Below are 16,511 nucleotides of genomic sequence, written 5' to 3' on the forward strand. Positions count from 1 at the left end.
GATGCGGGTGATCGATCCGATGGGAGCCCCTCCTCATGACCGTTTCCACCCTCGACGCCGACACCGCCGTCGCCTTCTCGCCGCGCGGCCCCCTGTCGAGCGCCGTCCTCGGCGTCCTCACGGGTCGCGGTGACGACGCCGCCACCCTCCCCGACCTCGCCGCCGCAGCCGTCGCCGCGAGCGACGACGTGGTCAGGGACGACGACATCCAGCTCGCCCTGTTCGTCCTCTACGCGTCCTCCTACGGATCGCTTCCGCAGCTGGATGCGAGTCTCGAGTGGGATGCCGGGGTGGTCACGGCACGCCGTATCCTCGAGGACGCCTTCGAGGCCGCACTGCGTGACACCGTGCCGGTGCCCGAGCTTCCCGAACCCACGGTCGACGCCGTGGGTCGCGCCCTGTTCGCCCTCGCTGCCGCGGACACCGGCCCCAGTCTGTCGCGCCACATCGCCAGGAAGGCCACCCGCGAGCAGGCCGAGGAGTCCCTGATCCTGCGATCGGTGTACACGCTGCGGGAGGCCGATCCGCACTCGTGGGCGATTCCGCGGCTGACCGGGCGCCCCAAGGCCGCGCTCGTGGAGATCCAGTCGGACGAGTACGGCGGCGGCCGCCCGCAGCGGGTGCATGCGGAGCTCTACGCCCGAGCCCTGCGCGCCGCAGGACTCGACGACACCTACGGCGCCTATGTCGACGACGCCCCGGCGATCACGCTCGCCTCGCACAACATGATGAGCCTGTTCGGACTCAACCGCCGGCTCGTCGGCGCGATCGTCGGTCATCTCGCCGCCTACGAGATGACCTCGTCCATCCCGTGCCGGTTCTACGCCGACGGCCTGCACCGGCTGGGGTTCGCCGACGAGGTCGCCGCGTACTTCGAGGAGCATGTGGAGGCCGACGCGGTGCACGAGCAGATCGCCGCCCGTGACCTCGCGGGCAGCCTCGCCGAGGACCGTCCGGAACTGCTGGCGGACATCCTGTTCGGCGCGGCCGCGTGCCTCACGGTCGACGGCTGGGCCGGAGCCCACACCCTCGACGCCTGGAGCGAAGGGCGCTCGGCACTGCGAGAGAGGACGACCGCATGAGCGGCCGGGACGAACCGGTCACGGTCACCGCGTACCCCGACGGCCCGCTGCTCGTGCGCGGCGAGATCGAGCTGCACGCGAGCGACGGCACGGTGATCGACCCGCGCCGACGCACCGTGGCCCTGTGCCGCTGCGGGCTCTCCGCGCTCAAGCCCTTCTGCGACGGCACGCACAAGGCGGCCGGCTTCCGCACCGAGGACTGAGCGGGTCAACCCTCCGGCCAGTAGTGACTGTCGGGGACGGCACGCGCACCGAAGATCGCCTGCCCGACCCGTACGCACGTCGCCCCCTCCTCGACGGCGATCTCATAGTCGCCGGACATGCCCATAGAGAGGGCGCCGTCGCCGATGAGCTCGGGGGTCTCCTCGCGCGCCCTGTCCCGAAGAGTGCGCAGCAGCGCGAAGCACCTCCGCACCCGGGCGTCGTCCGGTGTGAGCAGCGCGAGCGTCATCAGCCCGCGGACACGGAGGGCATCGTAGGACGGCAGGGCCTTCAGGAAGCCCGGAAGCTCGTCGGGCGGCATCCCGAACTTCGAGTCCTCGGCCGAGGTGTTCACCTGCACGTACACGTCGAGGCTGCGCCCTGCGGCCTGCAGGCGCCGGTCCAGGGCTTCGGCGACCCGGAGCCGGTCGAGCGCCTGGAACTCCGCGGCGAACGAGGCGACGTCCCTGGCCTTGTTCGTCTGCAGATGGCCGATGACCACCCAGTCCACGTCGAGATCGGCCGTCTCCCGGTTCTTCCGCACGGCTTCCTGCACCTTGTTCTCCCCTACGCGACGCAGCCCCGCGCCGATGGCCACCCGCACCCGCTCGGTCGGGACGGTCTTGCTCACCGGGAGCAGGTGCACCGCACCGGGTTCCCGTCCCGCACGCTCGGCGGCGGCGTCGATACGGGCGCGGACGGCGGCGAGGTTGGCACGGAAATCCGCGGCGGTGACGGCCGTCGGGTAGCGCGCGGCGCCGTCTCCGACATGCTCAGACTTTGACATAGGTCAAAATCTAACATAGCTTCGGGACCACGTCGCGCGCCCGCCGACACCCCCTTCGCGAAGGAGCCCTCTCATGTCCGCACCCGGCCTGTTCTCCGACACCGCACTGACGGCTCCGCGCCTGCGCACCGAGATCCCAGGGCCGCGGAGCCGGGCGCTCCACGAGCGCCGGCGACGGGTCGTCCCCCGCGGCGTCGGCAGCGTGCTCCCCGTCTACATCGAGCACGCCGACGGCCCCTGGGTCACCGACGTCGACGGCAACCGCTTCCTCGACCTCGGCAGCGGCATCGGCGTGACGACGATCGGCCACACCAACCTCGCCGCCGTCACCGCCGCGGCCGAGCAGCTCGATCGGGTCACGCATACGCTCTTCACCGTCACCCCGTACGAGGGCTACGTGCGCCTCGCGGAGCTGCTCGCGGAGAAGGTGCCCGGCACCCACGAGACCCGCACGGCCTTCGCGAACTCCGGCGCCGAAGCCGTCGAGAACGCGGTGAAGATCGCCCGGAGACACACGGGACGGCGCGCTGTCGCCGCCCTCGACCACGCGTTCCACGGGCGCACCAACCTCGCGCTCGCCATGAACCACAAGGCGGCGCCGTACGGAACCGGGTTCGGCCCGTTCGCTCCCGACATCCACCGTGTCCCCAATTCCTATCCCTACCGGGACGGCCTCGACGGGACGGAGGCCGCGGCGCGCACGATCGCCCATCTCGAACAGCGCATCGGCGTCCACGACCTCGCCGCCGTCATCGCCGAGCCCGTCCAGGGCGAGGGCGGCTTCGTCGTCCCTGCCGCGGGCTACCTGCCGACCCTGCAGGAGTGGTGCACGCGGAACGGCGTGGTGTTCATCGCCGACGAGATCCAGACGGGCCTCGGGCGCACCGGGACATGGTTCGCGAGCACGCACTTCGACCTCGTTCCGGACCTCGTGCTCACGGCGAAGGGCATCGCCGGCGGGTTGCCCCTGGCCGGGGTGACCGGTCGCGCCGAGATCATGGACGCACCCGACCCGGGCGGCCTCGGCGGCACGTTCGGCGGAAACCCGGTCTCGATCGCCGCCGCCCTCGCGGTGTTCGACGAGCTGGAGCACGGGACCTTCTTCGCGGACGCCCGGCGGATCGGCGCGCACCTGTCCGCGCGGCTCGAGGGCCTGCGCGCCCGTCACGCCGTCGTCGGCGACGTCCGTGGGATCGGTGCCATGCAGGCCTTCGAGCTGAGCACCCCTGGCACGACGCGACCGCTGGCCGGGGCCGCCTCCATGGTCTCGGAGTTCGCCGCCCAGCGCGGCATCCTGCTGCTCACCGCGGGCAGCGACGGCAACGTGATCCGCTTCCTGCCGACGCTCACGACGACGGACGAGCAGCTCGACGTCGCGGTGGACGTCATCGACGAGGCCCTCAGCGCGCTCCGCTGAGCACTCGCAGGCACAGCGCCTCGCCGCTCCAGCGCACACGGGCGAGGTCGTGCACGATCAGGTCGGGGTGGGCCGCCGCAGAGCCGGCGCCCACTCCGACCACGAGCCCCGCGCCGGCCGCCCGCGCCGCACGGATCCCCGGTGCCGAGTCCTCGAAGACCACGCAGTCCCGCGGGTCCCGCCCGAGCAGACGCGCGGCGCGGAGGTAGGGGTCGGGAGCGGGCTTGCCGCGGTCCACGTCTTCGGCGGCCACGAGCAGGGCGGGTGCCGGGATGCCCGCACCCCGCATCCGCGCGGTCGCGACCGCCCTGTTGCTGCTCGTCGCAACCGCCCAGAGCTCGGACGGCAGCGCAGCGAGCAGGGCAGCGGCCCCCGGGATCCCGGTGGTCGCCGGGGCGACGGCGAGCTCTCGCGCGAGGAGATCGACGGTCGCCTCGGCGGCCCGCTCCGGCCCGACGATCGCCGCGACCACCTCACTCGGTCGCATGCCGTGCGGGGCGTCTCGGAGGAAGTCGAATCCCGGGGCGTACCGGCGGGCCCAGGCATCCCACGCGATCGCCGCCGAGGGGACCGAATCCACCAGCACGCCATCGCAGTCGAACAGGACCCCCGCGGCGTGCACGATCACTTCGGAGCCCTGAACCTCCTGTGCTATTTTTGGCATAGGTCAAATCTATCCGAGGAGAGTGCATGTCCGCGTCCCGCACGCCCCGCACGGCCGTCGCCGTTCGCCACGTCCCCTTCGAAGACCTCGGGATCCTCGCTCCTCTGCTGGCGGAGCGCGGTTACGAGACCACCCTCCTCGATGCCGGCATCGACGAACTCGACGCAGACGCCGTCGCCGTCGCCGGAGCCGACCTGCTCATCGTCCTCGGCGGTCCGATCGGGGTGTACGACGACGATCGCTACCCGTTCCTGCGCTCCTCGAAGGCCGCCGTCGCGGCGCGACTCGACAGCGGCGGCGCCACGCTCGGCGTCTGCCTCGGCGCGCAGCTCCTCGCCGAGTCCCTGGGCGCAGCGGTCCGGCCGACCGGTGCGGTCGAGATCGGCTTCGGTCCGCTCACGCTGACGCCCGAGGGCCGGGAGTCGGTCCTGGCCCCGCTCGACGGCGAGCCGGTGCTGCACTGGCATGGGGACGAGTTCGCGATCCCCGCCGGGGCGCAGTCCCTGGCGCACACGCCCGGCTTCCCGCATCAGGCCTTCGCGGTGGGGCGCACTCTCGGCCTTCAGTTCCACCTGGAAGCCGACCACCGCACGATCGAGCGCTGGCTCATCGGCCACGCCCACGAACTGCATCACAACGGCATCGACCCGCGGGTGATCCGGGAGCAGGCACGCACCCTCGGCCCCCGGCTCGAGACGCTCGCCACCCGCGTCCTCACCGACTGGCTGGATGCGGTCGAGGCCTAGCGAGCCGGCCGGGGCAGCGGAAGAGGCCGGACCCCCAGCGAATCCGGCCTCTGCTCCCCTCGACCTCAGGCGGCGCGACGCAGCGGCACCGTCGGGAAGTCGATCGGCACGTCGAGCGCGATGTTCACGTAGTTCGTGAAGAGGTTCAGCGCGACCTGGCCGATGGTCTCGACGATCTGCTCGTCGTTCCAGCCGTGCGCGCGGAGGGCGTCGACATCGGCCGAGGTCACCTGGCCGCGCTCGTCGACGAGCTTGAGCGCGAAGGCCAGCAGCGCCGCGGTGCGCGGGTCGTCGGAGGTGCCTTCCTGCGCCTCGGCGAGGACCTCGGTCGAGAGGCCGGCCTTCTTGCCGAGCGCGGTGTGCGCGGCGAGGCAGTAGCCGCACGAGTTGCGGTTCGCGACGGCGACGGCGATCTGCTCACCCAGGGCCGCACCGAGCGTGCCCCCACCGTAGGCGCCGAACGCGCTCCACATGCTGGTCAGGGCCGCAGGCGAGTTCGCGACCGCGCGGAACATGGCGGGGACGGCGCCGAAGGCGGAGCCGATCTGCTCGAGCTGGTCCTTGACGGGGCCGGTGGCGGCCTCACGGTCGACGAGAGGGACGTTGGGCATGGGATGCTCCTTTGTTTCGAGACGAGCCGGGTTCGGCTTCCCCTTCAGTCTTCCGCGGCAGTGAGTACGATACGTATCATTTGATCTTGCTTTCATGACACATCGTCCAGAAGAATGGAGGAATGCCGCCGCTCGACCGCCTCACCCCGTTGCTCGACCGCTTCCGAGTGCGCAGTCGCCTGTTCCACACCGGACCGCTCTGCGGCACCACGGTCTTCGCGGCGAGCGCCGGCCACGGCTTCCTCCACGTGCTGCGGCGCGGCGAGATGGAGGTGACGCATCAGCGCCCGGACGGACGCATCGAGCGCGAGACCATCACACGCCCGAGCCTGTTGTTCTTCCCCCGCCCGATCGATCACACCTTCCTCAACGCCCCGACCGAGGAGTCCGACTTCGCCTGCGCCACGATCGATTTCGACGGCGGGGCCACCCACCCGCTCGTGCGCACCCTCCCCTCCGTGATCGTCCTGCCGCTCGACGAGGTGTCCACCCTCGCGCCTGCGCTCGACCTCCTCTTCGCCGAGGTCGACAACGTGCGCTGCGGTCGTCCCCTGCTCGCCGACCGGATGTTCGAGGTCGTGCTCATCCAGCTCCTCCGCTGGATGCTCGACCACTCCGGCGAGCTGGTGCTTCCCCCGGGACTGCTGCCCGGACTCTCGGACGAGCGTCTGGCACCCGCGCTCGTGGCGATGCACGAAGCACCCGGCGAGCCCTGGAACCTCGACACGCTCGCGCGCACCGCGGCCATGTCGCGCAGCGCCTTCGCCGCCCGCTTCAAAGAGGTCGTCGGCCGCGCGCCGGGCGACTACCTGACGGAGTGGCGGCTCACGATCGCCCAGGAGCAGCTGCGCGCCGGCATGTCGGTGAGCGCGGTCGCCGCCGACCTGGGCTACGCCAGCGCGTCGGCGTTCTCCCGCGCGTTCGCCCAGCGGCTCGGCCGTTCGCCGCGCGCCTGGCTCGGCCTCGCGGCCTGAACTCACCCGCCGGCCGCGGGTGTCCTCTCAGAGGTGGAGGCAGGAATCGAACCTGCGTACACGGTCTTGCGGACCGCGACCTGGCCACTCGGTCACTCCACCGGGTTCGGGCGTCGTCAGTTCCGGGGCGGCGAGTACCCCTGCAGGAACCTGCCGAAGCGCTGCACGGCGTCGACGAGGACCTCCGTCTCGGGCAGGAAGGCGACGCGCACGTGGTCGGAGTCCGCGCCGTTGAAGGCCCGCCCGTGCACCAGGAGGATGCGCTCCGCATCGAGGAGGTCGAGCACCAGGCGCTCGTCATCCTGGATGCCGTAGACCTCCGGATCGAGCCGCGGGAAGAGGTAGAGCCCACCACCGGCCTCCTGCACCTCGACACCGGGGATCTCCCGCAGCGCCGCCGTCGCCGCGTCGCGCTGCACCGTCAGACGCCCCTCCTCCGCGACGAGGGCGTCGAGCGACGTGTCGTGCTCCAGCGCCGCCGTGATCGCATGCTGCGCCGGTACGGACGCGCACATCCGCATCGAGGCGAGCAGTCGCACTCCCGAGAGGAAGGCGTCGTCTGCGGCGAACCCTGTCGTGAGCGCCCAGGCCGCCCGATATCCGGCGACGCGGTGCGTCTTCGACAGTCCGGCGAAGGTCACACACGGCACGTCGGGCGCGACCTGCGCCGTGGAGAGGTGCGTGAAGCCCGGGTACACGACGCGGTCGTAGATCTCGTCCGAGAGCAGGAGCAGTCCGTGACGACGGGCGAGGTCGGCGATGCCCTCCAGCGTCGCGCGGTCGTACACCGCCCCGGTCGGGTTGTTCGGGTTGATGATGACGATGGCCACCGTGCGCGGTCCGATCGCCGCAGCCATGGCCTCGAGGTCGGGACGCCAGCCGGCTTCCTCGACGCAGGGGTAGTGGACCGGCTCTCCTCCGGCGAGGACGGTCGAAGCCGTCCACAGCGGATAGTCGGGGCTCGGGACGAGCACCTCGTCCCCCGGTTCCAGGAGCGCCTGCAGGGTGAGGCCCACGAGCTCGGACACCCCGTTGCCGACGGTCACCGCATCGATCCCCAGGGCCGGGAATCCGGGTCGGCGCGCATAGTGCGCGCGAATCGCCTCGCGCGTCTCCGGCAGACCAGGGGACTCGGAGTAGCCGTGGGCACGGGGAAGCGCCGCTCGCAGCGCCTCCACGATGACCGGCGGCGCCTCGAAGCCGAACGGGGCGGGATTGCCGATGTTCAGGCGGAGGATCTGCTCGCCGCGGGCCTCCAGCTCTGCGGCCCGTTCCGCCACCGGACCGCGCAGGTCGTAGAGCACGCCGTCCAGTCGCGACGACCGCCCGACCCGGAAGACACCCGCCGTCTCGCCCTGCGTCACGCGCCCTCCTCGGTCGAGGCCGGTCCGGCGGCTGCGGCGACATCGTCGGCGAGGCAGCGCAGCTCCGCGTCGTCGAGATTGTGCACGGTCACCCGCACGTGGCGCCCCCCGGCGGATTCGTCCTCCAGGGTGAACTCGGAACCCGGACGGACGAGCCAGCCACGGCGCGCCAGCCGATCCGCGACCACGCCGGCGTCGTCGCGGACGTCGACCCACACGTTCAGGCCGCTCTCCCCGGAGGCTTCCACTCCGCGGGCGGCGAGGAGCGCCACGAAGGACCGGTTGCGGGCCACGTAGCGGGCGCCTGCCGTCGCGATGAGCCGATGGACCTCCTCGTCACGGAGCATGGCCGCGGCGAGCTGCTGCATGACATGGCTCACCCACATCGTCCCGGGGCTGAGCCGGAGGGCGAGCCGCTCCGCCGTGACCGGGTCCGAGGCCGTCACCGCCAGGCGCATGTCCGGCCCGAGGAACTTCGACACCGACCGCACGAGGGCCCAGCGTTCGTGCGCCGGGCCGATGATGCTCGCGTAGGGCGTGGGGGCGAGCAGGGAGAAGTGGTCGTCCTCGATCACGAGGACATGCGGATGGGGCGCGAGCACCTCCTGCAGTTCCGCAGCGCGGGCGGCGCTGGTGCTGACCCCGGTGGGGTTGTGCGCACGGGGCGTACAGACGATCGCGCGCACGCCGGCCTCCAGGGCCTCGCGCACTCCCTCCACGGTCAGCCCCTCCTCGTCGACCGGGATGGCGACGGGCGTGTACCCGGCCAGCCGCGCGGTCTGGATGCTGGAGAGGAAGCAGGGGTCCTCGAGGCCCACCCGGTCGCCGTGCACGAGCGTCTGGGCGAGCAGCCGCTCCACGGCGTCGACGGCGCCCGCGGTGACCGAGAGCCGGAAGGGACGCGGCTGGTCCTCTGCAATCCAGCGCGTCGCCCACTCGGCGAGTTCGGCGTCGATCACCGACTCGCCGTAGAGGACGGACCGGGGATGCACCGTCGCGAGGGCCGCGGCGAGATCGGGCAGCAGGGCCGCCTGGGGGTTCCCGCTGGCGATGTCACGCAGGGCCGTTCCGGGCGTGAAGCCCTCATCCGGCGTGGCAGCCGGTCCGAGCACCGTCGTGCCGGTGCGCCCGCCGGTGGTCGCGATGCGCGCCGTCACGAGGGAGCGATAGGCCGCGAGCACGGTGTTGCGGTTGACGCCGAGGCGCTGTGCGAGGGTGCGGACAGGAGGGAGGCGGTCGCCGGCGACGAGGGTTCCCCGTTCGACGAGGTCGCGCACGCTCTCGGAGATCTCGGCGGCGGTGACACCGCTGATCGCATCGGTCTCGCCGTCTCTGCTCTCCGCCGTGCCCATGACTCGACGGTAGGGGAGATTTTGACCTATGTCAAAACCTCCCCCACCGATCAGGGACGGTCGTCGACCTCCACGCCGTCCTCGATCTCCTCCGGCTCCAGATCGGTCACGTCGACCTCCGGGGCGTCGCCTTCTCCGTTGTTGGCGGTCGGGGGCTCCCCCTGGAACCCGGTCGTCTCGTCCTGGCGCGGATCGGTCATGCTGCCTCCTCGGTCGATGGGGTTCCATGATCTCCGTACCGTCGGACGGCGGCGAGCGCCTTGACAACGCCGGCTCCTCCCGCTCCCTGCGCACGCAGGCGGGGTCCAGGGAAGGGCGATACCGTGCAGAGGCGAAGTCCGCTCCGACGGACCCGCTCTCCGCACGATCACCGCGATCCCCCGACAGAGGACACGATGACCCCCGGCACCCTGCCCCTCGCCGCTTCCGCCCCCGGCTACGACGGATTCATCGGCTGGGTGCTCAGCCTGATCGAGACCCTCGGCGAGGTCGGCGTCGGCCTCGCGGTACTCATCGAGACGTTCGTCCCCCCGATCCCATCCGAGGCGATCCTGCCCGCGGCAGGCTTCCTCGCCTACGACGGCCGGATGAACGCCTGGGGCGCCTGGGCCGCTGCCACCCTCGGAGGGCTCGTCGGCGCGTGGATCTGGTATGGACTCGGCGCGGCGGTCGGCCGGGACCGCACCCGACGCATCGTCGGACGCATCCCCCTCCTCGACCACGACGATTTCGACAAGGCGGAGGCGTTCTTCGCCCGCTGGGGCGGCGGCGCGGTGCTGTTCGGCCGCTGCGTGCCTCTCGTGCGCTCCTTCATCTCGATCCCCGCCGGCATCGAGCGCATGGCCCTGTGGAAGTTCACGCTGTACACCCTGGTCGGATCGGCCGTCTGGAACGGCATCTGGATCGGCCTCGGGTTCGCCTTCGGCCCCGCCATCCGGCCGATCCTCGAGCAGTGGAGCGGCGTGATCTCCGACGTGGTCGTCGGCCTGCTCATCCTGCTGCTCCTGGTGTTCATCGCGCTGCGCATCCGCCGCCGCATGCGGGAGGCCGCGGCACGGCGCGCGGAGGACAACGGCCCGGCCTGAGCGGCGGCCACCCGATGTCGGCGGGCCGGGGCACGATGGAGGCATGACGGACGGCTACGACCCCGGGTTCCTCGGCATCCCGCTTCCCCTGCCCGTGCCTCCGATGGCGGTGCGCACCCTCCCCGCTCCCCGGTTCACGGTGCTGCTGGACCCGGAGCGGCGGCTCGCCGCGGTGACGGCCGTCACCATCGACGGCGCCCGCCTGCGGGATCTCCCCCGGACGGGTGAGTGGCGTCTTGACCCGCGAGTGCCCGCAGAGGAGCAGGCGGGTCCGGCGGTCTATGCGGGGAACGACCTCGACCGCGGGCATCTCGTGCGCCGCCGCGATCCGGGCTGGGGCGAGCGCTCCGACGCCCGCGCGGCCATGGAAGCCACCTTCACCTACCCCAACGCGGCTCCGCAGGCGGCCGTCTTCAACCAGTCGAAAGACCTCTGGCTCGGGCTGGAGGACCACGTGCTCGCGTATGCCGAGACGACCGCACAGCGCCTGTCCGTCTTCACCGCCCCGGTGCTCGCCGACACCGACCCGCCGTACCGCGGCATCCGCATCCCCCTCCGGTTCTGGAAGATCGCGGCCTGGAGCTCCGAGGGCCGACTCGCCGCCGCCGCGTTCCTCCTCGACCAGACAGAGCTCGTCGACACCAGGGAGGGTGTCCTCGCCGTCGCGTCGCTCGGAGCCTTCCGCACCTTCCAGGTGCCCGTCGCCGAGGTCACCACCCTCACCGGAGTCGACCTCGGCCCGCTGCCCGACGCCGACGTCCTCCCCCGACGCGGGATCCGCGAGACCGGATGGCGCCCGCTGCACACGGCCGACGACATCGTCGTGTGACAGCGGGCGCTCCGTATCACTCGCCGGCGCGCGCGACCTCCAGGGACGGGTAGTCGATGTACCCCTCGGCGGTCGAACCGTAGAACAGCTCGGGGCGCGGTTCGTTCAGCTCGGCCCCGGTCCGCCAGCGCTCCACGAGGTCGGGGTTGGCGATGACGGGACGCCCGGCCGCGACCGCGTCCGCCCAGTCCTCGGCCACCAGCTCCTCTGCCGCGGCACGGGTGGTCTCGACGCCGAAGCCGGTGTTGACGATCAGCGGTGCGCCCGCCGCCCGGCGGATGGCCTGGACGAGCTCTCCGGCGGGCTCGGCGTGCAGCACATCGACGAAGGCCAGCCCCAGAGGCGCGAGCCCTTCGGCGAGCGCGGTGTAGGTCGCGAGGACGTCGGCCGCGTCGTCCTCGATGACGCCCTGGATGCCGTGGGCCGGAGAGAGCCGGATGCCGGTCCGGTCGGCACCCACCGCGGCGGCGACCGCCGTGGTCACCTCGATCGCGAAGCGCGCGCGGTTCTCCGGCGAGCCGCCGTACCGGTCGTCGCGGACGTTGGACACGGGAGACAGGAACTCGTGGACGAGGTAGCCGTTGGCGCCGTGCACCTCGACGCCGTCGAAGCCGGCCGCGATCGCGTTCCGCGCGGCCTGGACGAACTGCTCGACGACCACCGGGATCTCGTCGAGGGTGAGGGCGTGCGCGACCGGCAGGTCGGCCTTGCCCTGGGGCGTCCGCGTCTGGCCGGGGGCGGCCAGGGCGCTCGGGGCGACGACGCGGGGCTCACCGGAGATCTCCGGGTGGCCCACCCGGCCGCCGTGCATGAGCTGCATGACGATGGTGCCGCCCTCGGCGTGCACGGCGTCGGCCACGCGTCGCCATCCGTCGATCTGGGCGGGGGTCACGATCCCCGGCTGCCCGGGGTACGACTTGCCCTCGAGGACGGGCCAGACGCCCTCGGAGATGATCAGCCCCTGCCCCGCGCGCTGACGGTAGTACTCCTCGATGATCGCGGTCGGCACGCCGTCGGCGTCCGCACGCGTGCGGGTGAGCGGCGCCATGACGACGCGGTTGGACAGGTGCAGCGAGCCGAAGTCGGCGGAGTCGTAGAGAGTCACAGAGGGACCAAGGACACGGCCGGCCGCTGTATTCCCGTGAATCGACCAGGTGTTCCGGTGTATCAACCGCCCAGATCGGCGACGAGGTTCGCGAAGTGGTCGAGGTCGGCGGCCGTCCAGCCGCGCAGTCGCTCGCCGATGCGCCCCTCATACCGGGAGCGGGCGAGAGCGACGCGCTCTTCGGCCAGCGGGGTCGCCACCAGCACCCGGGCGCGGCGGTCCTCGGGATCGGGGATGCTCTCGACGAGCCCGAGCTGCTCGAGCTGACGCACCTGCCGGCTCACGGCGGATTTGTCCGTCTGCAGGCGCTCGATGAGAGCCCCCGCCGAGGTCGCCCGTCCGGCGAGGATCGAGGTCAGCACCTGGTACCCGAGCGGCTGGAGGTCCGGATGCACGGTGGCGGCAGCCTCGCGCCACCCGACGCGGATGCGGGCGAACAGACGGCCGAGCTCGTGCTCGACGCGGGCGACCGCCTGGTCGAGATCGTCGAGGGGAGCGTCGTCGGCGGGATCGTCGGACGAGGCGCGCATATCGCCAGTGTACGGCGAAGCCCCGCGACCGCAGGCGGTCGCGGGGCCCGGTTCAGACCTCGGCGAGGAGCCGGAACACCTTGGACGCGGCGTCGATCTCGGCGGGCGTGAGCTCGTCGATCACGGCGCGGAGCCGGGTGCCGTACTCTCGCCGGACCTCGGTGAGAGCGGTGCACGCGGCGGGCGTCGCGGTGAGCACCCGGAGCCGGCCGTCACGCTCGTCCGGCACGGAGGCGATCAGCCCGAGGTCCTCCAGCATCCGTACCTGGCGACTGACGACGGACTTGTCCATCTCGAAGCGCTCGGCGAGCTCGTGCGCGCTGGCCGAGCCCGCCCGGTCGATGAACGTGAGCAGCTTGTACCCCGCCACCTGCAGCTCCGGGTGGACCCGGGACGCCGATTCCTTCCACAGCGACCGGGTCCGCGCGAAGATGAGGTTGAGATGCGCCTGGAGGTCGCTGAGGGCGGTGTCGACGTCGGGGGTGCCGACCGCCTCGGACGCGATCATGTCAGCGCTCCTGCTTCCGATCGTCGCGCTCGAGCACGCTCACCGACCCCGTGGTGGTCGCCGGTCCGGCCTGCCCGGTGCGGATCGTCCCCGTCGAGAGGTTGGCGCCGACCTCGGCCTCGGAGACCTCGATGACGGACTCCTCGGCCTGCTCGCGCAGCTGCTCCGCGGCGTTCTTGGTGGACAACGGCTTGTTCTTGATGAACGTGATCGCGATGATCGCGATCACGGCCAGCGGGATGGCGAGGATGAACGCGTCCGCGATGCCGTGCCCGTAGGCGCTCTCGACGATCGTGCGGATCGTGTCGGGCAGCTCGCCCACCTTCGGCACGTCTCCGGAGCCCAGGCGCTCCAGGGCGCTGATCTCGTCGGGCGTGGTCGGGACGAAGCCCTTCAGGCCGTCCTTCATGAAGTCGGCCACGCTGGTCGACAGCAGCGATCCCATGACGGTCACGCCGATGGTGCCGGCGATCGTGCGGAAGAAGTTGACGTTCGACGAGGCGGCACCCAGCTGCTGCGGCGCGGTGTCGTTCTGCACGATCAGGGTGAGGTTCTGCATGACCATGCCGAGGCCGGCGCCGAGGACGAACATGTACACGGCCACCAGGGTGAACGGGGTGTCGTAGCGCAGGGTGGCCATCAGGCTCACACCGATGGTGGCGAGGATGGAGCCGGTAACCATCCAGCCCTTCCACTTGCCGAAGCGGCTGACGAGCTGTCCGATGATGATCGACGCGCCCATCTGACCGATGATCATGGGGATGGTCATCAGTCCCGACTCGGTCGGCGTGGCGCCACGGGCCAGCTGGAAGTACTGCGCGAGGAAGACCGAGGTCGCGAACATCGAGACGCCGATCGCGATCGAGGCGATGACCGACAGCGTGAAGGTGCGGTTGCGGAACAGCGACATCGGGACGATGGGTTCCTTGACGAAGAACTCCACGGCGACGAAGGCGGCGATGGCGACGCCCGCGGTGACGGCGAGGGCGATGCTGGTCCCGGAGTCCCAGTCGAACTGGTTGCCGCCCATGGAGACCCAGATCAGCAGGGTCGAGACGCCCACGGCGAGCAGGACGATGCCGAAGTAGTCGATGGACACCTTGGTGCCGCGCTGCGGCTTGGGCAGGTGCAGGGTGAACTGCAGCAGGACGAGCGCGACGATCGCGAACGGGACGCCGACGAAGAAGTTGGCGCGCCAGCCCCAGGCGTCGGTGATGACGCCGCCGAGCAGCGGGCCGCCGATCGTGCCGAGGGCCATGATGCCGCCGACGACGCCCATGTACTTGCCGCGCTCGCGCGGGGAGATGATGAGGGCCACGGCGATCATGACGAGCGACATGAGGCCGCCGACGCCGATGCCCTGCACGACGCGGACCGCGATGAGCATGTTCGTGTCGGTCGAGAAGCCGGCGATGACCGTGCCGACCGTGAAGAGGATGAGCGAGATCTGGATGAGGACCTTGCGGTCGACGAGGTCGGCGAGCTTGCCCCAGATCGGCGTCGAGACGGCGGTGGCGAGAAGGCTCGCGGTGATGACCCAGGTGTACTGCGACTGGGTGCCGCCGAGGTCGGCGATGATGACGGGCATCGAGGTCGAGACGACCGTGCCGGAGAGCACGGCGACGAACATGCCGACGATGAGGCCGGAGATCGCGGTGAAGACCTCGCGGGCCGAGCGCGCGGTCTCGGAAGAGGATGAGGTGTGTGTCACGGGGGAATGCTCCTGCATAGAAAGTTGATCGAGATCAACCATACGCCGATAGTTGCGGTTTCGCAACTATCGGGCTGCTCGCTGCCGGAGCCCTCACGGTGTGGCGGACCCGACCCGCCCCGAGGGGGTGACAGCCGTGCACGACGGGCACGACGACCCGCCTCGGCTTCCGGGCCTCGATGCGGATGCGACGGGCGGGGGCATCGACGTCCTCCCCTTCCTCGCCCTCGTCCTCCTCCTCGGCGCCGCCGTGCTGTATCTCGTCGCGCTGCGGCGGACCCGCGACCGCAGTCCCTGGCCGCGGCCACGGACGGCCGCCTGGATGAGCGGTCTGCTGTGCACCGCGGTCGGCACCGTCGGACCGTTCGCCGCCCTGGCCCACAGCAGCTTCCCGGTGCATATGGCCGGCCACGTCCTCGTGGGCATGCTGGCCCCGCTCCTCCTGGTGCTCGGGCGTCCGGTCTCCCTGGCCCTCCGCGCCCTTCCGGTCGCCGAGGCCCGTGCGCTCTCCCGGGTGCTGCGCAGCGCCCCGATCCGGGTGCTCACGCATCCCGTGGTCGCAGGCACCCTCAACATCGCCGGGTTGTGGCTCCTCTACGCCACGCCGCTGTTCCCCCTCATGCACGCCTCACCGTGGCTGCATGCTGCCGTGCACCTGCACGTCCTGCTGACGGGGTATCTGTTCACCGCGAGCATCCTCGGCCTCGATCCCGATCCGCATCGAGCCTCCGTCACCGTACGGGCGTCCGTCCTCATCGTCTTCATCGCCGCGCACTCGATCCTCGCCAAGTGGCTGTGGGCACACCCTCCGGTGGGTGTCGACCCCGGGGACGCGCGGATCGGAGCGGAGCTGATGTTCTACGCGGGTGACGCCGTCGACGTACTGCTCATCGTGCTGCTGCTCCGGCAGTGGTACGTCGCGACACGACCGCGCGAGCCGGCTCAGCCGCAGAAGGAGGAGAGTCCGTCGTGGAGGCGCTCGATCGCCTCGACTGTCTCCGGGGCCTGAAGGTCGGTCATGCCGCCGAGCTGATCGGCGCCGGAGCGGATGAGGTCGCCGAGCTGCCCGTCCATTCCGTCCGCGACGCCGTCGAGGGTGGCGACGAGGTCGTCGCGCGCGGCATCGAGCTGCTCCGCGGACGCGTCGCCCTGGCTCAGCAGCTCCTGATACTGCGCGTACGCGTCGTCGATGGTCGCGCACGTCTCCGCGACCGGAACTCCGAACGCGTCTCCCGCGGCCTGGGTGACCTGCGCACACCCGGCGAGGAGACCGACGGCGAGCAGCAGAGGGACGAGAGCGATGCGGCGCATGACCCGAGGGTAGCCGCGCCACCTGGAGCGCGGCTGACCCTCGGGCGGTGCGGCGGTCAGCCGCCGGACGGGTTCTCGAGGGGCTTGCCCTCGTCGTCCGTCGTCTCGCGCTCGAGCACGTCGTCGGTGCTCTCGCCGCTGTCGTCGGGAGCGCCGCCGGAGGCCGTGTCGGCTTCTTCGTCGGCGCCGGGGGTGCCCTGCGTGTTCTGGGGGTCGCTCATGCTCTCCTCCTCT

20 protein-coding genes and 1 tRNA gene are annotated in these 16,511 nt (G+C 71.4%); 8 read left to right on the forward strand and 13 right to left on the reverse strand.

Annotated elements, in window-relative coordinates; all coding sequences use genetic code 11:
• Positions 1-35 precede the first annotated feature (35 nt).
• Positions 36-1,082, forward strand: coding sequence for an iron-containing redox enzyme family protein (locus tag AB0300_RS02795; protein WP_366215408.1), 1,047 nt, complete (start codon positions 36-38; stop codon positions 1,080-1,082).
• Entirely contained in the window at positions 1,079-1,285 is a 207-nt protein-coding gene (locus AB0300_RS02800; protein WP_025102521.1) for a CDGSH iron-sulfur domain-containing protein, read from the forward strand. The genes AB0300_RS02795 and AB0300_RS02800 overlap by 4 nt, the downstream gene beginning before the upstream one ends.
• A gap of 5 nt (positions 1,286-1,290) precedes the next feature.
• Here the strand turns inward: AB0300_RS02800 and AB0300_RS02805 are convergent, their stop codons facing one another.
• Positions 1,291-2,070 (reverse strand): YggS family pyridoxal phosphate-dependent enzyme, encoded by a 780-nt coding sequence (locus tag AB0300_RS02805; RefSeq protein WP_366215409.1) that lies wholly within the window; start codon positions 2,068-2,070, stop codon positions 1,291-1,293.
• A 73-nt stretch (positions 2,071-2,143) separates the two neighbouring features.
• Here AB0300_RS02805 and gabT point away from each other — a divergent pair, with 73 nt between their 5' ends.
• Entirely contained in the window at positions 2,144-3,487 is a 1,344-nt protein-coding gene (gabT, locus tag AB0300_RS02810; protein WP_366215410.1) for a 4-aminobutyrate--2-oxoglutarate transaminase, read from the forward strand.
• Here the strand turns inward: gabT and AB0300_RS02815 are convergent.
• Positions 3,471-4,151 (reverse strand): HAD-IA family hydrolase, encoded by a 681-nt coding sequence (locus tag AB0300_RS02815; RefSeq protein ID WP_366215411.1) that lies wholly within the window; start codon positions 4,149-4,151, stop codon positions 3,471-3,473. The genes gabT and AB0300_RS02815 overlap by 17 nt on opposite strands.
• A gap of 26 nt (positions 4,152-4,177) precedes the next feature.
• Between AB0300_RS02815 and AB0300_RS02820 the strand changes: the two genes are divergently transcribed.
• Positions 4,178-4,897 carry a glutamine amidotransferase gene (locus AB0300_RS02820; protein WP_366215412.1) on the forward strand — a complete coding sequence of 240 codons (720 nt, stop codon included), beginning with the start codon at positions 4,178-4,180 and terminating at the stop codon, positions 4,895-4,897.
• Between the two features lie 65 nt (positions 4,898-4,962).
• On the opposite strand, the gene AB0300_RS02825 is transcribed toward AB0300_RS02820, so the two are convergent.
• Complete coding sequence (locus tag AB0300_RS02825; RefSeq protein ID WP_315107514.1) at positions 4,963-5,508, reverse strand: peroxidase-related enzyme; 546 nt, start codon at positions 5,506-5,508, stop codon at positions 4,963-4,965.
• A 122-nt stretch (positions 5,509-5,630) separates the two neighbouring features.
• On the opposite strand from AB0300_RS02825, the gene AB0300_RS02830 reads away from it, so the two are divergent.
• A complete protein-coding gene (locus tag AB0300_RS02830) occupies positions 5,631-6,482 on the forward strand; it encodes an AraC family transcriptional regulator (protein WP_366215413.1) in 852 nt (283 codons plus the stop codon).
• A 31-nt stretch (positions 6,483-6,513) separates the two neighbouring features.
• Here the strand turns inward: AB0300_RS02830 and AB0300_RS02835 are convergent.
• From AB0300_RS02835 to AB0300_RS02850, 4 genes are all read right to left on the reverse strand, one after another.
• Positions 6,514-6,584: transfer RNA gene (locus AB0300_RS02835), tRNA-Cys, on the reverse strand.
• A gap of 14 nt (positions 6,585-6,598) precedes the next feature.
• Complete coding sequence (locus AB0300_RS02840) at positions 6,599-7,846, reverse strand: aminotransferase class I/II-fold pyridoxal phosphate-dependent enzyme (protein WP_366215414.1); 1,248 nt, start codon at positions 7,844-7,846, stop codon at positions 6,599-6,601.
• Positions 7,843-9,198 carry an aminotransferase class I/II-fold pyridoxal phosphate-dependent enzyme gene (locus AB0300_RS02845; RefSeq protein WP_366215415.1) on the reverse strand — a complete coding sequence of 452 codons (1,356 nt, stop codon included), beginning with the start codon at positions 9,196-9,198 and terminating at the stop codon, positions 7,843-7,845. The genes AB0300_RS02840 and AB0300_RS02845 overlap by 4 nt, the downstream gene beginning before the upstream one ends.
• Before the next feature lie 50 nt (positions 9,199-9,248).
• On the reverse strand, positions 9,249-9,398 hold the full coding sequence (locus tag AB0300_RS02850; protein ID WP_153245002.1) for a hypothetical protein: 150 nt from the start codon (positions 9,396-9,398) through the stop codon (positions 9,249-9,251).
• 195 nt (positions 9,399-9,593) lie between these two features.
• Here AB0300_RS02850 and AB0300_RS02855 point away from each other — a divergent pair, with 195 nt between their 5' ends.
• On the forward strand, positions 9,594-10,283 hold the full coding sequence (locus AB0300_RS02855; RefSeq protein ID WP_136052431.1) for a DedA family protein: 690 nt from the start codon (positions 9,594-9,596) through the stop codon (positions 10,281-10,283).
• Between the two features lie 43 nt (positions 10,284-10,326).
• Positions 10,327-11,112: a DNA/RNA non-specific endonuclease gene (locus AB0300_RS02860; RefSeq protein WP_085605775.1), complete on the forward strand. Its 786-nt coding sequence runs from the start codon at positions 10,327-10,329 to the stop codon at positions 11,110-11,112.
• Between the two features lie 16 nt (positions 11,113-11,128).
• Here the strand turns inward: AB0300_RS02860 and AB0300_RS02865 are convergent, their stop codons facing one another.
• From AB0300_RS02865 to AB0300_RS02880, 4 genes are all read right to left on the reverse strand, one after another.
• Positions 11,129-12,217: an alkene reductase gene (locus AB0300_RS02865; RefSeq protein WP_136052433.1), complete on the reverse strand. Its 1,089-nt coding sequence runs from the start codon at positions 12,215-12,217 to the stop codon at positions 11,129-11,131.
• A gap of 62 nt (positions 12,218-12,279) precedes the next feature.
• Positions 12,280-12,747, reverse strand: coding sequence for a MarR family transcriptional regulator (locus tag AB0300_RS02870; protein ID WP_025102533.1), 468 nt, complete (start codon positions 12,745-12,747; stop codon positions 12,280-12,282).
• 52 nt (positions 12,748-12,799) lie between these two features.
• Positions 12,800-13,255, reverse strand: coding sequence for a MarR family transcriptional regulator (locus AB0300_RS02875; protein ID WP_025102534.1), 456 nt, complete (start codon positions 13,253-13,255; stop codon positions 12,800-12,802).
• A gap of 1 nt (position 13,256) precedes the next feature.
• On the reverse strand, positions 13,257-14,984 hold the full coding sequence (locus AB0300_RS02880; protein WP_366215416.1) for an MDR family MFS transporter: 1,728 nt from the start codon (positions 14,982-14,984) through the stop codon (positions 13,257-13,259).
• 82 nt (positions 14,985-15,066) lie between these two features.
• Between AB0300_RS02880 and AB0300_RS02885 the strand changes: the two genes are divergently transcribed.
• Entirely contained in the window at positions 15,067-15,975 is a 909-nt protein-coding gene (locus AB0300_RS02885; protein ID WP_366215417.1) for a cytochrome c oxidase assembly protein, read from the forward strand.
• Here AB0300_RS02885 and AB0300_RS02890 read toward each other — a convergent pair.
• Both AB0300_RS02890 and AB0300_RS02895 read right to left on the reverse strand, forming a co-directional pair.
• Entirely contained in the window at positions 15,909-16,277 is a 369-nt protein-coding gene (locus tag AB0300_RS02890; RefSeq protein WP_025102538.1) for a hypothetical protein, read from the reverse strand. The two genes, AB0300_RS02885 and AB0300_RS02890, sit on opposite strands and share 67 nt — an antisense overlap.
• A 56-nt stretch (positions 16,278-16,333) precedes the next feature.
• A complete protein-coding gene (locus AB0300_RS02895) occupies positions 16,334-16,498 on the reverse strand; it encodes a hypothetical protein (RefSeq protein WP_164498166.1) in 165 nt (54 codons plus the stop codon).
• Positions 16,499-16,511: the final 13 nt, after the last annotated feature.

The organism is Microbacterium sp. NPDC078814, from assembly GCF_040702645.1.
In the GTDB taxonomy this organism is placed as follows: domain Bacteria; phylum Actinomycetota; class Actinomycetes; order Actinomycetales; family Microbacteriaceae; genus Microbacterium.

Coding starts and splice junctions, on each gene's coding strand:
- AB0300_RS02795 (WP_366215408.1), top strand. CDS start 36: ATGACCGTTTCCACCCTCGACGCCGACACCGCCGTCGCCTTCTCGCCG.
- AB0300_RS02800 (WP_025102521.1), top strand. CDS start 1,079: ATGAGCGGCCGGGACGAACCGGTCACGGTCACCGCGTACCCCGACGGC.
- AB0300_RS02805 (WP_366215409.1), bottom strand. CDS start 2,070: ATGTCAAAGTCTGAGCATGTCGGAGACGGCGCCGCGCGCTACCCGACG.
- gabT (WP_366215410.1), top strand. CDS start 2,144: ATGTCCGCACCCGGCCTGTTCTCCGACACCGCACTGACGGCTCCGCGC.
- AB0300_RS02815 (WP_366215411.1), bottom strand. CDS start 4,151: ATGCCAAAAATAGCACAGGAGGTTCAGGGCTCCGAAGTGATCGTGCAC.
- AB0300_RS02820 (WP_366215412.1), top strand. CDS start 4,178: ATGTCCGCGTCCCGCACGCCCCGCACGGCCGTCGCCGTTCGCCACGTC.
- AB0300_RS02825 (WP_315107514.1), bottom strand. CDS start 5,508: ATGCCCAACGTCCCTCTCGTCGACCGTGAGGCCGCCACCGGCCCCGTC.
- AB0300_RS02830 (WP_366215413.1), top strand. CDS start 5,631: ATGCCGCCGCTCGACCGCCTCACCCCGTTGCTCGACCGCTTCCGAGTG.
- AB0300_RS02845 (WP_366215415.1), bottom strand. CDS start 9,198: ATGGGCACGGCGGAGAGCAGAGACGGCGAGACCGATGCGATCAGCGGT.
- AB0300_RS02850 (WP_153245002.1), bottom strand. CDS start 9,398: ATGACCGATCCGCGCCAGGACGAGACGACCGGGTTCCAGGGGGAGCCC.
- AB0300_RS02855 (WP_136052431.1), top strand. CDS start 9,594: ATGACCCCCGGCACCCTGCCCCTCGCCGCTTCCGCCCCCGGCTACGAC.
- AB0300_RS02860 (WP_085605775.1), top strand. CDS start 10,327: ATGACGGACGGCTACGACCCCGGGTTCCTCGGCATCCCGCTTCCCCTG.
- AB0300_RS02870 (WP_025102533.1), bottom strand. CDS start 12,747: ATGCGCGCCTCGTCCGACGATCCCGCCGACGACGCTCCCCTCGACGAT.
- AB0300_RS02875 (WP_025102534.1), bottom strand. CDS start 13,255: ATGATCGCGTCCGAGGCGGTCGGCACCCCCGACGTCGACACCGCCCTC.
- AB0300_RS02880 (WP_366215416.1), bottom strand. CDS start 14,984: ATGCAGGAGCATTCCCCCGTGACACACACCTCATCCTCTTCCGAGACC.
- AB0300_RS02890 (WP_025102538.1), bottom strand. CDS start 16,277: ATGCGCCGCATCGCTCTCGTCCCTCTGCTGCTCGCCGTCGGTCTCCTC.
- AB0300_RS02895 (WP_164498166.1), bottom strand. CDS start 16,498: ATGAGCGACCCCCAGAACACGCAGGGCACCCCCGGCGCCGACGAAGAA.